Origin of the sequence: Pseudomonas sp. NPDC089752 (assembly GCF_044748725.1) — a bacterium.
Taxonomy (GTDB): domain Bacteria; phylum Pseudomonadota; class Gammaproteobacteria; order Pseudomonadales; family Pseudomonadaceae; genus Aquipseudomonas.
In genome coordinates, this window is the sequence record NZ_JBIVGP010000023.1 from 14,451 (window position 1) to 31,676 (window position 17,226).

The 17,226-nt window shown below is 62.2% G+C and carries 14 protein-coding genes; 8 read left to right on the forward strand and 6 right to left on the reverse strand.

The genetic code is table 11. The features are described 5' to 3' along the window. Positions 1-108: 108 nt before the first annotated feature. Positions 109-426, forward strand: coding sequence for a helix-turn-helix domain-containing protein (locus ACIPZF_RS24925; protein WP_400804424.1), 318 nt, complete (start codon positions 109-111; stop codon positions 424-426). Then, positions 419-1,684, forward strand: coding sequence for a type II toxin-antitoxin system HipA family toxin (locus ACIPZF_RS24930; protein WP_400804426.1), 1,266 nt, complete (start codon positions 419-421; stop codon positions 1,682-1,684). Before ACIPZF_RS24925 ends, ACIPZF_RS24930 begins: the two co-directional genes overlap by 8 nt. 223 nt (positions 1,685-1,907) lie before the next feature. Here ACIPZF_RS24930 and ACIPZF_RS24935 read toward each other — a convergent pair whose 3' ends face one another. Both ACIPZF_RS24935 and ACIPZF_RS24940 read right to left on the reverse strand, forming a co-directional pair. Continuing rightward, positions 1,908-3,158, reverse strand: a complete 1,251-nt coding sequence (locus tag ACIPZF_RS24935) for a ribonucleotide-diphosphate reductase subunit beta (protein WP_400804429.1) — start codon at positions 3,156-3,158, stop codon at positions 1,908-1,910. Between the two features lie 654 nt (positions 3,159-3,812). Continuing rightward, positions 3,813-6,692: a ribonucleoside-diphosphate reductase subunit alpha gene (locus ACIPZF_RS24940; RefSeq protein ID WP_400804431.1), complete on the reverse strand. Its 2,880-nt coding sequence runs from the start codon at positions 6,690-6,692 to the stop codon at positions 3,813-3,815. Between the two features lie 740 nt (positions 6,693-7,432). Between ACIPZF_RS24940 and ACIPZF_RS24945 the strand changes: the two genes are divergently transcribed. Together ACIPZF_RS24945 and ACIPZF_RS24950 are read left to right on the forward strand one after the other, a co-directional pair. Then, complete coding sequence (locus ACIPZF_RS24945; protein WP_400804434.1) at positions 7,433-8,131, forward strand: response regulator; 699 nt, start codon at positions 7,433-7,435, stop codon at positions 8,129-8,131. Continuing rightward, positions 8,128-9,735 (forward strand): ATP-binding protein, encoded by a 1,608-nt coding sequence (locus tag ACIPZF_RS24950; RefSeq protein ID WP_400804440.1) that lies wholly within the window; start codon positions 8,128-8,130, stop codon positions 9,733-9,735. Before ACIPZF_RS24945 ends, ACIPZF_RS24950 begins: the two co-directional genes overlap by 4 nt. Positions 9,736-9,738: 3 nt before the next feature. On the opposite strand, the gene ACIPZF_RS24955 is transcribed toward ACIPZF_RS24950, so the two are convergent. Beyond that, positions 9,739-10,440 carry a 4'-phosphopantetheinyl transferase gene (locus ACIPZF_RS24955; RefSeq protein WP_400804443.1) on the reverse strand — a complete coding sequence of 234 codons (702 nt, stop codon included), beginning with the start codon at positions 10,438-10,440 and terminating at the stop codon, positions 9,739-9,741. A gap of 63 nt (positions 10,441-10,503) precedes the next feature. Beyond that, positions 10,504-11,298, reverse strand: coding sequence for a dienelactone hydrolase family protein (locus tag ACIPZF_RS24960; RefSeq protein ID WP_400804444.1), 795 nt, complete (start codon positions 11,296-11,298; stop codon positions 10,504-10,506). 129 nt (positions 11,299-11,427) lie between these two features. Between ACIPZF_RS24960 and ACIPZF_RS24965 the strand changes: the two genes are divergently transcribed. From ACIPZF_RS24965 to ACIPZF_RS24980, 4 genes are all read left to right on the forward strand, one after another. Beyond that, positions 11,428-12,033 (forward strand): outer membrane protein, encoded by a 606-nt coding sequence (locus ACIPZF_RS24965; protein ID WP_400804446.1) that lies wholly within the window; start codon positions 11,428-11,430, stop codon positions 12,031-12,033. A 150-nt stretch (positions 12,034-12,183) separates the two neighbouring features. Beyond that, on the forward strand, positions 12,184-12,861 hold the full coding sequence (locus tag ACIPZF_RS24970) for a response regulator (RefSeq protein WP_400804447.1): 678 nt from the start codon (positions 12,184-12,186) through the stop codon (positions 12,859-12,861). Then, complete coding sequence (locus tag ACIPZF_RS24975; RefSeq protein WP_400804450.1) at positions 12,858-14,204, forward strand: ATP-binding protein; 1,347 nt, start codon at positions 12,858-12,860, stop codon at positions 14,202-14,204. Before ACIPZF_RS24970 ends, ACIPZF_RS24975 begins: the two co-directional genes overlap by 4 nt. Before the next feature lie 295 nt (positions 14,205-14,499). Then, on the forward strand, positions 14,500-15,822 hold the full coding sequence (locus ACIPZF_RS24980; protein WP_400804452.1) for a dicarboxylate/amino acid:cation symporter: 1,323 nt from the start codon (positions 14,500-14,502) through the stop codon (positions 15,820-15,822). A 124-nt stretch (positions 15,823-15,946) separates the two neighbouring features. Here the strand turns inward: ACIPZF_RS24980 and ACIPZF_RS24985 are convergent, their stop codons facing one another. Together ACIPZF_RS24985 and ACIPZF_RS24990 are read right to left on the reverse strand one after the other, a co-directional pair. Beyond that, on the reverse strand, positions 15,947-16,441 hold the full coding sequence (locus ACIPZF_RS24985; RefSeq protein ID WP_400804454.1) for a SprT family zinc-dependent metalloprotease: 495 nt from the start codon (positions 16,439-16,441) through the stop codon (positions 15,947-15,949). A gap of 138 nt (positions 16,442-16,579) precedes the next feature. Next, entirely contained in the window at positions 16,580-17,179 is a 600-nt protein-coding gene (locus tag ACIPZF_RS24990; RefSeq protein WP_027918066.1) for a Yip1 family protein, read from the reverse strand. Positions 17,180-17,226: the final 47 nt, after the last annotated feature.

Here is a 17,226-nt window from a genome sequence, read left to right on the forward strand (position 1 = left end):
TTTTGACTCTTAAGGCACCTTATCGAGGAATTATATGGATTGAGTGCTGTTCCGAGATAACTCTATAATTCTGTGTGTTAAGTCGAATTCCATTGGTTAAATATCGCTATGTTGGATCTAAGCCTCAGCAAGCCCCAAGAAATCGTCAAACGCCTCTGCGAGCGCCTTCGCACTGAACGGCTTGCTCAACAGATGACCCAGGCAGAGGTGGCCAGCCGTGCAGGCATTGGTAGCAATACCGTGTCCAATCTGGAGGCAGGGCGCAATGTCGGTTTCGAGAATGTGATCCGGGTAGCGATGGTGCTGGGCCGAGGCAAGGAGTTGGAAAGCCTGTTCCTGCCGAAGGTGGACAGCCTCGAAGACCTGCACCGATATGAACAGACCGCCAAGCGCCAGCGTATCAAAAGGAAACAGGGCAATGCCTGAGCAAGTACGTGTCTATTACGAGGGCTGGGGAGAGCGCTGGCTCTGGGGCACGCTCGCTTCGTCGACAGCGTTGACGGGGCGCCCGCAAATCCTGTTCGAATACAGCAATGAGGCGAGGCAGCGGGGCTTTGAGTTGTCCTCTCACGCGTTACCCCTGCAAGGCGATACCTTGCGCAAAGGCTTCCCGGCCCATCAATCCCATTTGCCTGGCCCAGTCTATGATGCCTTGCCGGACGGTTGGGGCATGCTGCTGATGGATCGCCTGTTCAAGCGTCGCGGCCTGAACGCGGCACGTATAGGGCCGCTGGAGAGGTTGGCCTATATCGGCAACAACGCCATGGGGGCGATGTCGTTCGAGCCGGTTGCTCCTGAAGGACTGATGCTGCAAGAGCATATCCCCCTGGATTTGCTGGCGGCCGAGGTCCATGAAGTGCTCAAAGGCGAGGGAGGCGAGTTTCTGCAGAAATTGCTGCTGGTAGGCGGATCGCCCCAAGGTGCCAGGCCCAAAGCCTTGGTCTACCGCGACCTTCAAACCGGGGCCTTCACCACAGCCGCAAAACCGGGGCTGGAAGCCTGGCTGATCAAATTCCCGGCCAGGGAAGAACATCCTGAAGTCTGTGCTATCGAAATGGTTTATGCCGAGTGCTTGCGCCTGTGCGGCATCCCGACACCGGACACTCAACATTTCAGTTTGCCCAATGGCCTGGCGGCTTTTGCCAGTAAACGCTTCGACCGTCAGGGTGAGTTGCGTGTCCCCATGCAAAGCCTTGCAGCCTTTACCGGAGCCGATTTCAGATCACCAGGAGCGCTGGACTACGTCAATTTCCTTCGCGCGACTCATCTGTGCACCAACGACATACGGGAAAAGGCGCAGGCCTTCGAGCGTGCGGTCTTCAACGTCGCCTTCAACAACCGCGATGATCATCCCAAGAATTTTTCTTACCTCATGTCTCGCGACGGTCAATGGACACTGGCACCCGCCTACGATGTGACCTTCTGTGAAGGGCCGGGTGGTTATCACCAGATGGATGTAATGGGAGAGGCTTTGGCGATTGATCGCAAAGCGATGCTGGCGCTGGCGCTCGAAGCAGAGATTCCGGACAAGACGGCTGCGGCTATCATCGACCGAATTTGTGCCATAGCCAAGCAGTTCGCCAGATTGGCGCAGAGCAAGTATCCGCGAATGATCACCGAGGACACGCTGCGGACAGTGCAGAGCCGCATTGATGAGAACGTTGGCTTGCTCTGTGAGGCCTGAAGCAGTTCGCAACCTAATGCGAGCACGGGTCTCGCACGAGCTCTGACAGCCGGCGCGATCCTTGTAGGAGCGGCTTTAGCCGCGAAGCAGGCGACGCGGTGTATGGCACCGGCTTTACCGGTGTTCGCGGCTAAAGCCGCTCCTACAGGTCGTCCAAGACCATGAGTTAGCGGCCAAAAAAAGGCTGCCATTCGGCAGCCTTCTCAATGCTCAGCCCGGACGATCAATCCCAGCTCAAAGCACCACCGGTCTGGTACTCGATCACCCGTGTCTCAAAGAAGTTCTTCTCCTTCTTCAAGTCCATGATCTCGCTCATCCACGGGAACGGGTTGGTGGTCCCCGGGTACTCTTCCTTCAGACCAATCTGAGTCAAACGACGGTTAGCGATGAACTTGAGGTAGTCCTCCATCATCGCCGCGTTCATGCCCAGTACGCCGCGCGGCATGGTGTCGCGGGCGTATTCGATCTCCAGCTGGGTCCCTTGCAGGATCATCTGGGTCGCTTCTTCCTTCATCGCCGCGTCCCACAGGTGCGGGTTCTCGATCTTGATCTGGTTGATCACGTCGATACCGAAGTTCAGGTGCATCGACTCGTCACGCAGGATGTACTGGAACTGCTCGGCGACGCCGGTCATCTTGTTGCGGCGGCCCATGGAGAGGATCTGGGTGAAGCCGCAGTAGAAGAAGATGCCTTCCAAGACGCAGTAGTAGGCGATCAGGTTGCGCAGCAGCTCTTTGTCGGTCTCGACGGTGCCGGTGTTGAATTCCGGGTCGGAGATGGCGCGGGTGTACTTCAGGCCCCAGGCGGCTTTCTTCGCGACCGACGGGATCTCGTGGTACATGTTGAAGATCTCGCCTTCATCCATGCCCAGCGATTCGATGCAGTACTGGTAGGCGTGGGTGTGGATCGCCTCCTCGAAGGCCTGGCGCAGGATGTACTGGCGGCACTCCGGGTTGGTGATCAGGCGGTACACGGCCAGGGCCAGGTTGTTGGCGACCAGCGAGTCGGCGGTGGAGAAGAAGCCGAGGTTGCGCATGACGATGCGGCGCTCGTCTTCGGTCAGGCCGTCCTGGCTCTTCCACAGGGCGATGTCGGCGGTCATGTTGACCTCTTGCGGCATCCAGTGGTTGGCGCAGCCGTCGAGGTACTTCTGCCAGGCCCAGTCGTACTTGAATGGCACCAGCTGGTTGAGGTCGGCGCGGCAGTTGATCATGCGCTTTTCGTCAACGGCGACGCGCGCCGAGGAACCTTCCAGCTCGGCCAGGCCTTCGGCGATGTCGAGGTCGTTCAGCGAGGCTTTGGCACGCTTCACCGCTTCGGAATCGGTGGCGACGACGGCACGGGCTTCCACGGCGGCGGCACCGCCGGCACTGTCGAGCTTGTCGAGGGAGGCGGCAGCGGTGGCCTGCGCAGGGGTGTTGCCTTTGGCGGCTACTTCGCCGTCTTCGTTGTCGAATTCGTCCCAGCTCAGCATGGTTTGGCTCCTGCTTGAGGGTCGCCCTGGGGCAACCGGTTGGATTTTAAGAATGTGATGCCTGACGCACGGCCAATGGGCAAATGGTCAACTCGAGAGGTTGACTCTCGTTACATCCGGGTTTGTGCCTGGCCATGCCTCGGGGAGGGGCCAGGGACTTGAATGGGTGCCCTTTTCAGAGGGGGCGCAGTATACCGGAAATCGCTTGCGATCGGGGTGCATGTCTTGCGGGCGAGGGTAATTTTTCGACCGCAGGATGCTGCCGAGGAGAGTGTAGCGCTAACCCATATGTTGTGCCAGGCTAAATTTAAAAACACACCATATAGTGGTTAGGCCTACTCCTATCGCCGGCTTGCCGGCGATAGGGGTGGTTCAGTCGATCACTGATTGCACCGCTTGCGCAGCGTTTCGACCACGTGGGTCTTGGGATGCTTGCGGGCCTCTTCCACCGAGGTGAAACGGCCGGTTTGCGCATTGCGGCCAATCTTGCGAGTCATCACTTTTTTCCGCGCCATGAGGTACATCCTTATAGAGAGGTCCTGCCTTTGTACCGAGCCGCCAGCGCGGTGGGCAAAGGGTAAGATTTCTCAGGGACGCGGATACGAAAATGCCGCAAAGGGGCACCCGTGGGCACCCCTTTCGCGGCATCAGGCCTTACTGGCAGGCTTCGCAGTCAGGCTCGTCGATCGCGCAGGCCTTCGGCACTGGGGCTGGGCCCGCTGCCTGAACCGGGGCGCTGTCGCCGCCGCTGGAAACGGCGTTGAGCTTGCCGGTGTTGATGGTCGACTTCTCGGTGCTGGTCGCGGCCAGGGCACGGAGGTAGTAGGTGGTTTTCAGGCCACGGTACCAAGCCATGCGGTAGGTTACGTCGAGCTTCTTGCCCGATGCGCCGGCTATGTACAGGTTCAGCGACTGAGCCTGGTCGATCCACTTCTGGCGACGCGAGGCGGCATCGACGATCCACTTGGTCTCGACTTCGAACGCAGTGGCGTACAGGTCTTTCAGCTCTTGCGGGATACGCTCGATCTGCTGCACCGAACCGTCGTAGTACTTCAGGTCGTTGATCATGACCGAGTCCCACAGGCCGCGGGCCTTCAGGTCGCGCACCAGGTACGGGTTGATCACGGTGAACTCGCCCGACAGGTTCGATTTCACGTACAGGTTCTGGTAGGTCGGCTCGATGGACTGCGACACGCCGGTGATGTTGGCGATGGTCGCGGTCGGCGCGATGGCCATGATGTTCGAGTTACGAATACCTTTCTGCACGCGGGCACGGACCGGCGCCCAGTCCAGCGACTCGTTCAGGTCGACGTCGATGTACTTCTGGCCACGGGCTTCGATCAGGATCTGTTGCGAATCCAGCGGCAGGATGCCTTTGGACCACAGCGAACCCTGGAAGGTCTCGTAGGCGCCGCGCTCGTCGGCCAGGTCGCAGGAGGCCTGGATGGCGAAGTAGCTGACCGCTTCCATCGACTTGTCGGCGAACTCGACGGCAGCGTCGGAGCCGTACGGGATGTGCTGCAGGTACAGCGCGTCCTGGAAGCCCATGATGCCGAGGCCGACCGGGCGGTGCTTGAAGTTCGAGTTACGCGCTTGCGGCACCGAGTAGTAGTTGATGTCGATCACGTTGTCGAGCATGCGCACGGCGGTGTTGACGGTGCGTTGCAGCTTGGCGGTGTCCAGCTTGCCGTCATTGATGTGGTTCGGCAGGTTGATCGAGCCCAGGTTGCAGACCGCGATCTCGTCCTTGTTGGTGTTCAGGGTGATCTCGGTGCACAGGTTCGAGCTGTGCACCACGCCCACGTGCTGCTGCGGCGAACGCAGGTTGCACGGGTCCTTGAAGGTCAGCCATGGGTGGCCGGTCTCGAACAGCATCGACAGCATCTTGCGCCACAGGTCTTTGGCCTGGATGGTCTTGAACACCTTGATCTTGTTGTACTCGGTCAGGGCTTCGTAGTACTCGTAGCGCTCTTCGAAGGCCTTGCCGGTCAGGTCGTGCAGGTCTGGCACTTCCGATGGCGAGAACAGGGTCCACTTGCCGTCATCGAAGACGCGCTTCATGAACAGGTCAGGGATCCAGTTGGCGGTATTCATGTCGTGGGTACGACGGCGGTCATCACCGGTGTTCTTGCGCAGCTCGATGAATTCTTCGATGTCCAGGTGCCAGGTTTCCAGGTAGGCGCACACAGCGCCTTTGCGCTTGCCGCCCTGGTTCACGGCAACGGCAGTGTCGTTGACCACTTTCAGGAACGGCACGACGCCCTGGGATTTACCGTTGGTGCCCTTGATGTAGGAGCCCAGTGCACGCACAGGGGTCCAGTCGTTGCCCAGGCCACCGGCGAATTTCGACAGCATGGCGTTGTCGTGGATCGCGTGGTAGATGCCCGACAGGTCGTCCGGCACCGTGGTCAGGTAGCAGCTCGACAGCTGCGGGCGCAGGGTGCCGGCGTTGAACAGGGTGGGGGTCGAGGCCATGTAGTCGAAGGACGACAACAGGTTGTAGAACTCGATCGCGCGGGCTTCTTTGTCTTTCTCCTCCAGCGCCAGGCCCATGGCCACGCGCATGAAGAACACCTGCGGCAGTTCGAAACGCACGCCATCCTTGTGGATGAAGTAGCGGTCGTACAGGGTCTGCAGGCCCAGGTAGGTGAATTGCTGGTCGCGCTCGTGGTTGATCGCCTTGCCCAGTTTTTCCAGGTCGAAGTCGGCCAGGGCAGGGTTCAGCAGTTCGAACTCGACACCCTTGGCGACGTAGGCCGGCAGGGCCTTGGCGTACAGGTCGGCCATCTCGTGGTGGGTGGCGCTGTCGGCCACGTCGAGGAAGCCCAGGCCTTCGGCACGCAGGGTGTCCATCAGCAGGCGGGCGGTGACGAACGAGTAGTTGGGCTCGCGCTCGACCAGGGTACGGGCGGTCATCACCAGGGCGGTGTTGACGTCCTTGATGGCCACGCCGTCGTACAGGTTCTTCAGGGTTTCGCGCTGGATCAGGTCGCCATCGACTTCGGCCAGGCCTTCGCAGGCTTCGCTGATGATGGTGTTCAGGCGCGCCATGTCGAGCGGCGCCAGGCTGCCGTCGGCCAGGGTGATGCGGATGCTTGGGTGCGGCTCGACCACGGAGTCGGTGTTGGCGCGGGTGGCGCGCTCTTTCGCGCGCTGGTCGCGGTAGATCACGTAGTCACGGGCGACTTTCTGCTCGCCGGCACGCATCAGGGCCAGTTCGACCTGGTCCTGGATTTCTTCGATATGGATGGTGCCACCCGATGGCATGCGACGCTTGAACGTGGCGGTGACCTGCTCGGTCAGGCGCGCGACGGTGTCATGGATGCGCGACGAGGCAGCGGCGGTGCCGCCTTCAACTGCGAGGAACGCCTTGGTGATGGCCACGGTGATCTTGTCGTCGGTGTAGGGGACGACAGTGCCGTTGCGCTTGATCACGCGCAGTTGACCCGGGGCAGTGGCAGCCAGATCCTGGTTGGAATCGGCGGCCTGCGGCGCCTGGGCCTGCGGGTTCTCGCGAGTTGTGTCGGTTTGCATGGGTGGGTGTCTCCACAGTTTCTATATTGTTCAGGCGCCTTTTGGGCGCCCACCGTTCCGTCCACTTGCTCGATGGCCCGGACGGGGATGCGGCATGCATGCGCATCCGCCCGTTCGGGCGTACCGACTTCGGGACAGACTCAGGAATAAGGGGCAATAGCTTGCCGCTCCCTGGCCGAAGTCAAATGCTGTTGGTGCTGGACCAAAGCTGTTGCTCTCACTGCTTCCGCTGGAGCGGTTTGGCTGATGAAACCACGTAAAGTTCTGCCAGAAAAATCTCTTGAATTTCTGCTCGCAGTGGTGTTGGCGTTTTCGGGATAAACCCAACATCTAGTGGTTCGCCGCGCTGGGGATACAAGATAATGCGGTACAGGGGTCTTTGCAAGGCGAACGCCTGTGGATAACTTGTGCGTACTTTGTGAGTGAATAGTGGGTAATCGCTGTAGGCCTTGTGCCAAGAGGTTTGCACAAAATTTCCGCGGCTATCAGGCGCATGTCGCTGAGCTGTCTGCGCTCTCGAGATCGAGCGCCGCCCGCGCGGCGCGTCGCGGCTAAAGCCGCTCCCACATTTGTTGCAACGTGCCATGGCCTGATAGGCCATTGTTGCCAGCCTTGTTGGCACGACGCAATATTCCGTGGGAGCGGCTTTAGCCGCGATGCGCCGCGCGGGCGGCGCTCGATCTCAAGCGCGCAGACAATCGCCCGCCCTGCACCCCCAAGAACAACAAAAGGCAAAGGCCATGGATCAACCGACACCCCGCATCCTCATCGTCGAAGATGACCAGCGCCTCGCCGACCTGACTGCCGAATACCTGCAGGCCAATGGCTTCGAGGTCGCCGTGGAGGGCGATGGCGCTCGCGCCGCCCGGCGTATCGTCGACAGCCAGCCGGACCTGGTTATCCTCGACCTGATGCTGCCCGGCGAAGACGGCCTGAGCATCTGCCGCCGCGTGCGCGGCCACTATGCCGGTGCCATCCTCATGCTGACCGCCCGCAGCGATGAGCTTGACCAGGTCCAGGGCCTGGATCTGGGCGCCGACGATTACGTGTGCAAGCCCGTGCGCCCGCGCCTGTTGCTCGCGCGCATCCAGGCCCTGTTGCGGCGCAGCGAACCGGTGCAAGGCAAGCGCCAGGCGCTGGCCTTTGGCACGCTGAGCATCGACAACCGGTTGCGCGAAGCCAGGCTCGGCGAGCAGCTGATCGACCTGACCGGCGCCGAATTCGACCTGCTCTGGCTGCTGGCCAGCAACGCTGGGCGGGTGCTGTCGCGCGAGCAGATCTTCACCGCGCTGCGTGGGGTTGGCTACGACGGCCAGGACCGCTCCATCGACGTGCGTATATCCAAGATCCGCCCCAAGATCGGTGACGACCCGATCCACCCACGGCTGATCAAGACCCTGCGCAGCAAGGGCTACCTGTTCGTCGGCGATGCGCCATGAACAACTCGATCTTCCTGCGTATCTACGGCGGCATGCTCGCCGTGCTGGTGCTGGTGGCCCTGCTCGGCGTGCTCAGCCTGCACCTGGTCAACGAAGTCCGCGCCGCCCAGCACCGTGAGCGCCTGGCCCAGGGCACCTTCAGCCTGATGGCCGACAACCTGGCGCAACAGAATGAAACCGAGCGCAAGCGCTCGTTACTGATGTGGGAGCGCCTGCTCGGTGTGCCGCTGGATTTGCAACCGATGTCGGCGCGCACCCTCGACGGCGGCCAGCGCGCGCGTTTGTATCGCGCCCTGGTGGTGGTGGAGAAGACCGGGCCGCATGCCGCGCAGGTGTTGCGCAAGGTCGGCCAGGAGGACCTGCTGCTGGTGGCCGAGGTCAAGCAGGTCAGTGAGCAGCTGGCGCGCGCCACCCTGTATCTGCTGACGGATGAACTGGTGCGCTATCCCGTGACCGAGCAGCAGCAGCGCCTGGCGGACTTGAAGCAGAGCAAGGGCTTCGGTTTCGGCGTTGCCTTGCAGCGCCTGGAACGGGTCGGTCTGGACGATGACCAGCGCAGGCGGGTAGAGGAGGGCGACACGGTCATGGCGCTGGGCAAGGACGGCGACTCGATTCGCGTGTTCGCTGGCGTGCCGGGCTCACCCTGGGTGCTGGAGATCGGCCCGCTGTATCAGCTCAACCCCTATCCTCCGCAGTTGCTGGTGTTGATCGCCTTTCTCGGCCTGTGCCTGATCGGTCTGGTGGTGTACTTGCTGGTGCGCCAACTGGAGCGAAGGGTGTCGGGGCTTGAGGTCGCCGCCACGCGTATTGCCCAAGGCAGCCTGGAAACCCGCGTGCCCGCAGGGGATGCCGACTCGGTAGGGCGGCTGGCGGCAGCGTTCAATGGCATGGCCGAACACTTGCAGCGCTCGTTGAACATGCAGCGGGAGCTGGTGCGCGCGGTGTCCCACGAGCTGCGCACGCCGGTGGCGCGTCTGCGTTTTGGCCTGGAAATGATCGAATGTGCGACGACCGAGCACGCCCGGGCCAAGCACCTGGCCGGTATGGATGGCGACATCCAGGACCTGGACAAACTGGTCGATGAGATGTTGACTTATGCCCGCCTGGAGCAGGGCGCGCCAGCGTTGAAATTCCAGCGCGTCGACCTGGATGCCTTGCTCGACCGGGTGATCGACGAGCTGGCACCGCTCAACGCCCAGGTTCGGCTGGTGCGCGGCGCCTGTCAGCTGCAGGACGGCGGAGACGCCTGGGTCGAAGCCGAGCCTCGCTATCTGCACCGCGCCTTGCAGAATCTGGTAGGCAATGCCTTGCGTCATGCTGGGGCTGAGGTACGGCTGAGCTACCAGTTGGGCCAGCAGCGCTGCCGTATCGATGTGGAAGATGACGGGCCGGGCATTCCCGAAGGTTACTGGGACCGCATCTTCACGCCCTTCACACGCTTGGACGACAGCCGCACACGGGCCTCGGGCGGGCATGGCCTGGGCTTGTCGATCGTGCGGCGGATCATCTACTGGCACGCGGGCCGAGCCACGGTGGGGCGCAGCGAAGCCCTGGGCGGTGCCTGCTTCAGCCTGAGCTGGCCCCGTGAGCAGGCGCCGCTGTAGCGCTTAAACGCTGACCAGGCTGAGCAAGTGGCCATCCTGGAGAGAGAACTGGCCTTGCAGCTCGACGCCGTGACGCCATTCGGCCGACAGGTCGGTCAGCAGGCGCAAGCGCGCCAGGCCATCGGCCGACCAGTGCAGCACTTCGGCGTGCTCGAAGTAAAAGCGCTGGAGGGTCAGCGGATAGAGGGTCTTGAACAGGCTTTCCTTGAGCGAGAACGTGAGGGTGACCGCCAGGGCCAGCTGAGTGCGGTCCAGGCGTTCGAGTTCCGGCGGGGTGAGGATTTCGCCCATCAGGCGTTCGGCGCGCTCCTCGTCGAGCAGCGTTTCCTGGTCCAGGCCCAGCCCGCGACAGTTACTTTCGGCGGCAACCACGGCAGCGGCCCAGCCCTTGCCGTGGGTGATGGAACCATGGATACCGGTAGGCCAGATCGGTGAGCGGTCTTCATGGGAGCCGGGCACGTAGTCGCGGCCATCCAGGCGTTGCAGGGCGGCGCGGGCGCAGACGCGGCCGGCCAGGTACTCGGCCTGGCGCTTGGCTACCGAGCGTTGCAGGCTGGCAGTGGGGGCGATGCCGGCACGTTGGAAGTCGTCGGCCGCCAGCCGGCGGGGGTCGAAGGCGCAGCTGACCAGTACCGCGCCCGGCAACGGGCGGGGCAGGGGCCAGTGGTGCTGAAGCGGGTCACAGCAGGAAGGCAGTCTGTTCATGGCGGGTATTGTGCCAGCCGCTGCGGCGATCTGGGAGTGGGCCGCAAGGCGGCCCTGGCGTCTTTACTTGAATACTTTCTTGAAGAACGCCTGCATATCCGCCCAAGAACTCTCATCGGCTGTCTTGCTATAGCCAATGTCCGGGCCACCATGGCCAGCGTGGCTCAGGCGGTCGGCATCCGGGTTGGTGAAGCCATGCTTGGCGCCAGGAATGCTGACGAACTGGTAGTTGACCTTGGCGGCATCCATCTCCGCCTTGAATGCGCTCACTTGCGCTTCAGTGACCATGCTGTCCGCCGCGCCGTGCTCGACCAGAACATACGCTTTTACCTTGCCGGGTTGGGCCGGGCTCTGTGTGGCCAGCGCGCCATGGAAGCTCACAACGGCATCGAGCCTGTCTGCGCCGCGCCGTGCGGCATCCAGTACGACCTTGCCACCGAAGCAGTAACCGACGGCACCCAGGCTGCTCTTGTCGGTATAGGGCTGTAGTTTCAGCAGGTCCAGGCCAGCATCGAAGCGCCTGGCGGCAGCCGCAGGGTCTTTCATCGCTTCGGCCATGAACGCCTGGGCATCCTGCGGGTGTTCGGTGTGCTTGCCGTCGCCGTACATGTCGATGGCCAGTGCGCTGTAGCCCAGGGCTGCCAAGTCCCGTGCACGGCGCTTGGCATAATCATTCAGCCCCCACCATTCATGCACGACCACGATGCCGGGGCGTTTGCCCTTTATGGCATCGTCGTAGGCGTAGTAGCCGATCAGGCGTTTACCGCCTTCGTCCTGGTAAGGGATTTCACGGGTCACTACTGCCGCCTGGGCAAAAGCGGCGCTGCACATCAGGGTCAAAGCCAGCAGGCCACGCATGTTCACTACTCCTTGTTTTGCCAACGGTTCGTTCAGCCAGGGTTCAGCCAGGGTTCAGCCGCGGTTCAGGGCGTCCTGCTTACTCTAGCTTCCAGACGCAAACAGCGCATTCAACTGGAGTACCCTGCCATGAAAACCTTCAACACCCTGCTTGCCGCCATGGCCGTCTGCGCCGCTGGCATGACCACCGCCCAGGCGGCCGACGACAACTTCGCCAGTCTCACTTACGGCCAGACCAGCGACAAGGTGCGCAAGTCCGGCCTGCTGCAGCGCAACACCGACAACCTGAACGCCGACGGCATCATCGGCAAGGACGATACCTGGGGCGTGCGCCTGGGCAAGATCAATGACCAGGGTCGCTACTACATGACCTATGACAATGTCTCGGGCGACCACAGCGGCCTCAAGCTGCGCCAGGAAAACCTGCTCGGCAGCTATGACCTGTTCCTGCCGGTGGGCGATACCACCAAGCTGTTCGGCGGCGGCAGCCTGGGCATGACCAAACTGACCCAGGATTCGCCAGGTGCCAGCCGCGATACCGACTATGGCTATGCCTACGGCCTGCAGGCAGGTGTGATCCAGGACATTACCGACAAGGCCTCGGTCGAGTTGGGCTACCGTTACCTGCGCAGCAATGCCGCGACCGAGGTGGGGCAGAGCGGTGGGCCGAAAGACGGCACCCTGCGCCTGACCAGCAGTGCTCAGACTTACCTGTCGGCGAACTACAAGTTCTAAAGTCGGGCAGGTTAATCTGTGCCGGCCTCTTCGCGGGGCAAGCCCGCTCCCACAGGTACTCCACAGCCTTCAAGCACTGTGGGGTATCTGTAGGAGCGGGCTTGCCCCGCGAAAGGGCCGGCACAGGCAACACAGAATTAGGAGAACCCAATGAAACTGCTGGTGGTCGAGGACGAAGCCCTGCTAAGGCACCACCTCCACACACGCCTGGGCGAAAGCGGCCATGTGGTCGAAGCCGTGGCCGATGCCGAAGAGGCACTGTACCAGGCCGAACAATTCCACTTCGACCTGGCCGTGATCGACCTGGGCCTGCCCGGCATGAGCGGCCTGGAGCTGATCGGCCGCCTGCGCAGCCAGGCCAAGAGCTTCCCCATTCTCATCCTCACCGCCCGCGGCAACTGGCAGGACAAGGTCGAAGGCCTGGCTGCCGGTGCCGATGATTACCTGGTCAAACCTTTCCAGTTCGAGGAACTCGAAGCGCGCCTCAATGCCCTGCTGCGCCGCTCCAGCGGCTTCACCCAGTCGACCATCGCCGCCGGCCCGCTGCTGCTGGACCTCAACCGCAAGCAGGCGACCCTGGACGAGCAGCCACTGGCGCTGACCGCCTATGAGTACCGCATCCTCGAATACCTCATGCGCCATCACCAGCAGGTGGTGGCCAAGGAGCGCCTGATGGAGCAGCTGTACCCTGGCGATGAAGAACGTGATCCCAACGTCATCGAGGTGCTGGTCGGCCGCTTGCGGCGCAAGCTCGAAGGCGAGCACGGCTTCAAGCCGATCGACACGGTACGCGGCCTCGGCTACCTGTTCACCGAGCGCTGCCGATGATCCGTTCGCTGCGCCTGCGCCTGATGCTCGCGGCGGCAGTGCTGGCAGTGCTGTTCATGCTGGCGCTGCTGCCGGCCTTGCAGAAGGCCTTTAGCCTGGCCCTGCAGGAATCGATCGAGCAGCGCCTGGCCTCGGACGTGACCACGCTGATTTCCGCGGCGCGCATCGAACACGGCCAATTGCAGATGCCCGCGCTGCTGCCGGACGAACGCTACAACCTGCCGTATACCGGCCTGCTCGGCTACATCTTCGACCGCGACGGCAAGCTGGTCTGGCGCTCGCGCGCCACCGCCGACCGGCACATCAACTATCAGCCGCGTTATGACGGGCGCGGCAACGAATTCGCCCGCATGCACCAGGATGATGGTGAAGAATTCTTCGTCTACGACGTCGAGATCAAACTGCTTGGCGGCCAGAGCGCTGCCTACAGCATCGTCGCCCTGCAGCCGGTGCGGGAATACAAACAGACCCTCGATGGCCTGCGCGAAAAACTCTACCTCGGTTTCGGCGCGGCCTTGCTGGCCCTGCTGACCTTGCTCTGGGCGGGCCTGACCTGGGGCCTGCGGTCGTTGCGGCGGTTGAGCCGCGAGCTGGACGAAGTGGAATCCGGCGCCCGTGATGGCCTGAGCAACGAGCACCCTCGTGAACTGCTGCGCCTTACCGGCTCGCTCAACCGCCTGCTGCGCAGCGAGCGCGAGCAGCGCCAGCGCTACCGCGACTCGCTGGGTGATCTGGCGCACAGCCTGAAGACACCGCTGGCGGTGCTTCAAGGCGTGGGGGAGAGCATGCAGCAGCGCGCCAGCGAGCGTGATCAGGCGCGCGTGCTGCAAAGCCAGATCGAGCGCATGAGCCAGCAGATCGACTACCAGTTGCAACGCGCCAGCCTGCGCAAGAGCGGCCTGGTGCGCCACAGCGTGCAATTGCGCCCGGTGTTGGAGAGCCTGTGCAGCACCCTGGCCAAGGTCTACCGCGACAAGCGCGTCGACGTGCAGCTGGAGGTGCCAGCCCAGGCGCAGGTACCGATGGAGCAGGGCGCATTGCTGGAATTGCTGGGCAACCTGCTGGAAAACGCCTATCGGTTGTGCCTCGGGCAGGTCCGGGTCAGCCTGCTGGAGGCGTCTGGGCAGCTGACGATGTGTATCGAGGATGACGGGCCGGGTGTGCCGGCCGATCAACGTGAGCGGATTCTCGAGCGCGGCGAGCGGTTGGACCGCCAGCACCCTGGGCAAGGGATTGGTCTGGCGGTGGTCAAGGACATCATCGACAGCTATGACGCCCAGCTGAGCCTGGATGATTCGCCGTTGGGCGGCGCGTTTTTCCGGATCACCTTTCCCGGTTACTGATCTTTGATGCGGGCGGATTTCCGCCAGCCGCCGTGTTCAAAATCCGCCACCAGGCGGAAACCCGCCATCATTCCTCAGGCCATTCGCCCTGTCGTTGGGCATTTATCCCGCGCAAACACAGCCTTTGCACCCTTCATGGGCATTTTGGCATCGCCCTTGCTATCTGAGTTGGCAGAGGCCTGCCCAGGCAGCTCGAACACAACGACAAATCCCTCCGGGTGCAGGAGGGTTAGCGATTCAGGTGCCACCGACACCCTGGGAAGGGTGAAGCCGGCACACTTGAGGAAAATGAGCCATGACGACCCGTCAGCCGCTGTACAAATCCCTGTATGTCCAGGTGATCGTTGCCATCACCATCGGCATCCTGCTTGGCCACTTCTATCCGGAAACCGGCGTTGCCCTCAAACCCTTGGGTGATGGTTTCGTCAAACTGATCAAGATGGTCATCGCGCCCATCATCTTCTGCACCGTGGTCAGCGGCATCGCTGGCATGCAGAGCATGAAATCGGTCGGCAAGACCGGCGGCTACGCACTGCTTTACTTTGAAATCGTCTCCACCATCGCCCTGATCATCGGCCTCGTGGTCGTCAACGTGGTCAAACCAGGCGCTGGCATGCACATCGACGTCAGCACCCTGAACGCCAGCAGCGTGGCCGCCTACGCCGCCGCCGGCGCGCAGCAGACCACCGTCGGCTTCCTGCTCAACATCATCCCCAACACCGTGGTCGGCGCCTTCGCCAACGGCGACATCCTGCAAGTGCTGATGTTCTCGGTGATCTTCGGCTTCGCCTTGCACCGCCTGGGCAGCTACGGCAAGCCACTGCTGGACCTGATCGACCGCTTCGCCCATGTCATGTTCAACATCATCAACATGATCATGAAGCTGGCGCCGGTCGGTGCCTTCGGCGCCATGGCCTTCACCATCGGCCAGTACGGCGTGGGTTCGCTGGTGCAGCTGGGCTACCTGATGGCCTGCTTCTACATCACCTGCGTGCTGTTCGTGCTGGTGGTGCTGGGCGGTATCTGCCGCGCCCACGGCTTCAGCGTGCTGAAACTGATCCGCTACATCCGTGAAGAACTGCTGATCGTGCTGGGCACTTCGTCCTCGGAGTCGGCCCTGCCACGCATGCTGGCCAAGATGGAGCGCCTGGGTGCGAAGAAGTCGGTGGTTGGTCTGGTGATCCCGACCGGTTACTCGTTCAACCTGGACGGTACCTCGATCTACCTGACCATGGCTGCGGTGTTCATCGCCCAGGCCACCGACACCACCATGGACATCACTCACCAGATCACCCTGCTGCTGGTGCTGCTGGTGGCCTCCAAAGGTGCTGCCGGCGTTACCGGTTCGGGCTTCATCGTGCTGGCGGCGACCCTGTCCGCTGTGGGCCACCTGCCGGTTGCCGGCCTGGCGCTGATCCTTGGTATCGACCGCTTCATGTCCGAAGCCCGCGCTTTGACCAACCTGATTGGCAACGCTGTGGCTACCGTGGTCGTGGCCAAGTGGGTCAAGGAGATGGACGACGACAAGCTGGCTTCGGAACTGGCTTCCGGCGGTGCGCCGCTGGCTGACACCGGTCCGACCGACGACCTGGGTGTCGCGGAAGGTCCGGCTCGTTGAGTGTGACGCAGGCATGAGAAAGGCGACCCTCGGGTCGCCTTTTTTGTATCAGTGCCGGCCCTATCGCGGATGAATCCGCTCCTACACCGTCCGTAGGAGCGGATTCATCCGCGATGGGGCCCGATCATTCAACCCGAGTCTCACCGCTGTACACCAGAATCTCCCGACACCGCCGACACAGGTACCGCCGCCCCTGATGCACCAGCTTGTGCCGCTGCGCCGTAAACGGAAAATCACTCTGCGGACACGGGCATCGGTAGATGTAGCGCGTCACCACCCGCCGGCGCACTTCATAGTTGTGGCAACGATTCGGCGGTAGTTCATACACCCCGCGCATGATCAGCTGCCATTCCTCGCCATGGGCCTGGATGCGGTCGCCGAACAGTTGATGGGCCACCAGATGCGCAACCTCGTGCGCTACCGTCTGGCGCAGAAAGTCATCCTGGTTCTCGCGGTACAGCTGCAGGTTGAAGCGCAGCAGGTTTTCATGAAGGTGGGCGACGCCAGCCTTCTGGCCGCGCAGCTTGAAGCTGACTTCCGGGCGCGGGAAGGGGCGTTTGAAAAAGCTTTCGGCTTGCTGGTAACAGGTTTCGACGCGTTGTTTGAGCAGCTCGGGCATAACGGGTTAACTCTCCTGGCCGGGCATTATGCCGCAAGCATCGGCAGGCTGCCGAGCCACCGGTCAGCACACAGCCAGAAGCCGCCTTGCGGCGGCCTCTGGTTTGATGCCCCAGTGTCGGTTATGTGTTTTCGAATGCTAGTTGGTGTAGACGGGCCCCACGCCCAGTCCCCAGATGATCACGGTTGCAGCCATGATCGCTACCAGTACCACCAGGCCCACCGCCAGCACCGAGCTGGAGAACAGGAAGCCTTCATCGGACGGTATGTTCATGAACGTCGGCAAGCCGACATAGAGCAGGTACACGGTGTAGCAAATCGCTGCGGTGCCCACCAGCATGCCCAGCCACAGGTGCGGATAAAGGGCGGCCAGGCCGCCGAGGAACAGCGGGGTGGCGGTGTAGGTGGCAAAAGCGATGCACTGCGCCATGGACGGGTTGGCGTCGTAGGTGCGGGCCATCCAGTGAATGAACGCGCCCATCACCGCCACCCCGGCAAGCATCGCCAGGTAGGACATGATGCTCATCCATATCGCGCTTTCCATGGTCAGCATGACCGCCGGGCGGCCTCCGATTACCCAGCCGACCTGGGTGGTGCCGATGAATGCCGAAATGGCGGGAATTGCCGCCAGGATCAGCGTGTGCGTCAGGTACATGTGGCTGATGCTTTCTTCTTCCCCACGAATTTCCCGCCATTCCTGGTCGGGATGGGTAAACAGCCCCACAACGTGATGAATCATGCCGGTCACTCCTCTCAATGTTGCCAACCGCCCCCCAGATGGAGCGC

Bases quoted from the DNA above. Each gene is read 5' to 3' on its own strand.
- ACIPZF_RS24925 (WP_400804424.1), top strand. From the start codon at position 109: ATGTTGGATCTAAGCCTCAGCAAGCCCCAAGAAATCGTCAAACGCCTC.
- ACIPZF_RS24930 (WP_400804426.1), top strand. From the start codon at position 419: ATGCCTGAGCAAGTACGTGTCTATTACGAGGGCTGGGGAGAGCGCTGG.
- ACIPZF_RS24935 (WP_400804429.1), bottom strand. From the start codon at position 3,158: ATGCTGAGCTGGGACGAATTCGACAACGAAGACGGCGAAGTAGCCGCC.
- ACIPZF_RS24940 (WP_400804431.1), bottom strand. From the start codon at position 6,692: ATGCAAACCGACACAACTCGCGAGAACCCGCAGGCCCAGGCGCCGCAG.
- ACIPZF_RS24945 (WP_400804434.1), top strand. From the start codon at position 7,433: ATGGATCAACCGACACCCCGCATCCTCATCGTCGAAGATGACCAGCGC.
- ACIPZF_RS24950 (WP_400804440.1), top strand. From the start codon at position 8,128: ATGAACAACTCGATCTTCCTGCGTATCTACGGCGGCATGCTCGCCGTG.
- ACIPZF_RS24955 (WP_400804443.1), bottom strand. From the start codon at position 10,440: ATGAACAGACTGCCTTCCTGCTGTGACCCGCTTCAGCACCACTGGCCC.
- ACIPZF_RS24960 (WP_400804444.1), bottom strand. From the start codon at position 11,298: ATGCGTGGCCTGCTGGCTTTGACCCTGATGTGCAGCGCCGCTTTTGCC.
- ACIPZF_RS24965 (WP_400804446.1), top strand. From the start codon at position 11,428: ATGAAAACCTTCAACACCCTGCTTGCCGCCATGGCCGTCTGCGCCGCT.
- ACIPZF_RS24970 (WP_400804447.1), top strand. From the start codon at position 12,184: ATGAAACTGCTGGTGGTCGAGGACGAAGCCCTGCTAAGGCACCACCTC.
- ACIPZF_RS24975 (WP_400804450.1), top strand. From the start codon at position 12,858: ATGATCCGTTCGCTGCGCCTGCGCCTGATGCTCGCGGCGGCAGTGCTG.
- ACIPZF_RS24980 (WP_400804452.1), top strand. From the start codon at position 14,500: ATGACGACCCGTCAGCCGCTGTACAAATCCCTGTATGTCCAGGTGATC.
- ACIPZF_RS24985 (WP_400804454.1), bottom strand. From the start codon at position 16,441: ATGCCCGAGCTGCTCAAACAACGCGTCGAAACCTGTTACCAGCAAGCC.
- ACIPZF_RS24990 (WP_027918066.1), bottom strand. From the start codon at position 17,179: ATGATTCATCACGTTGTGGGGCTGTTTACCCATCCCGACCAGGAATGG.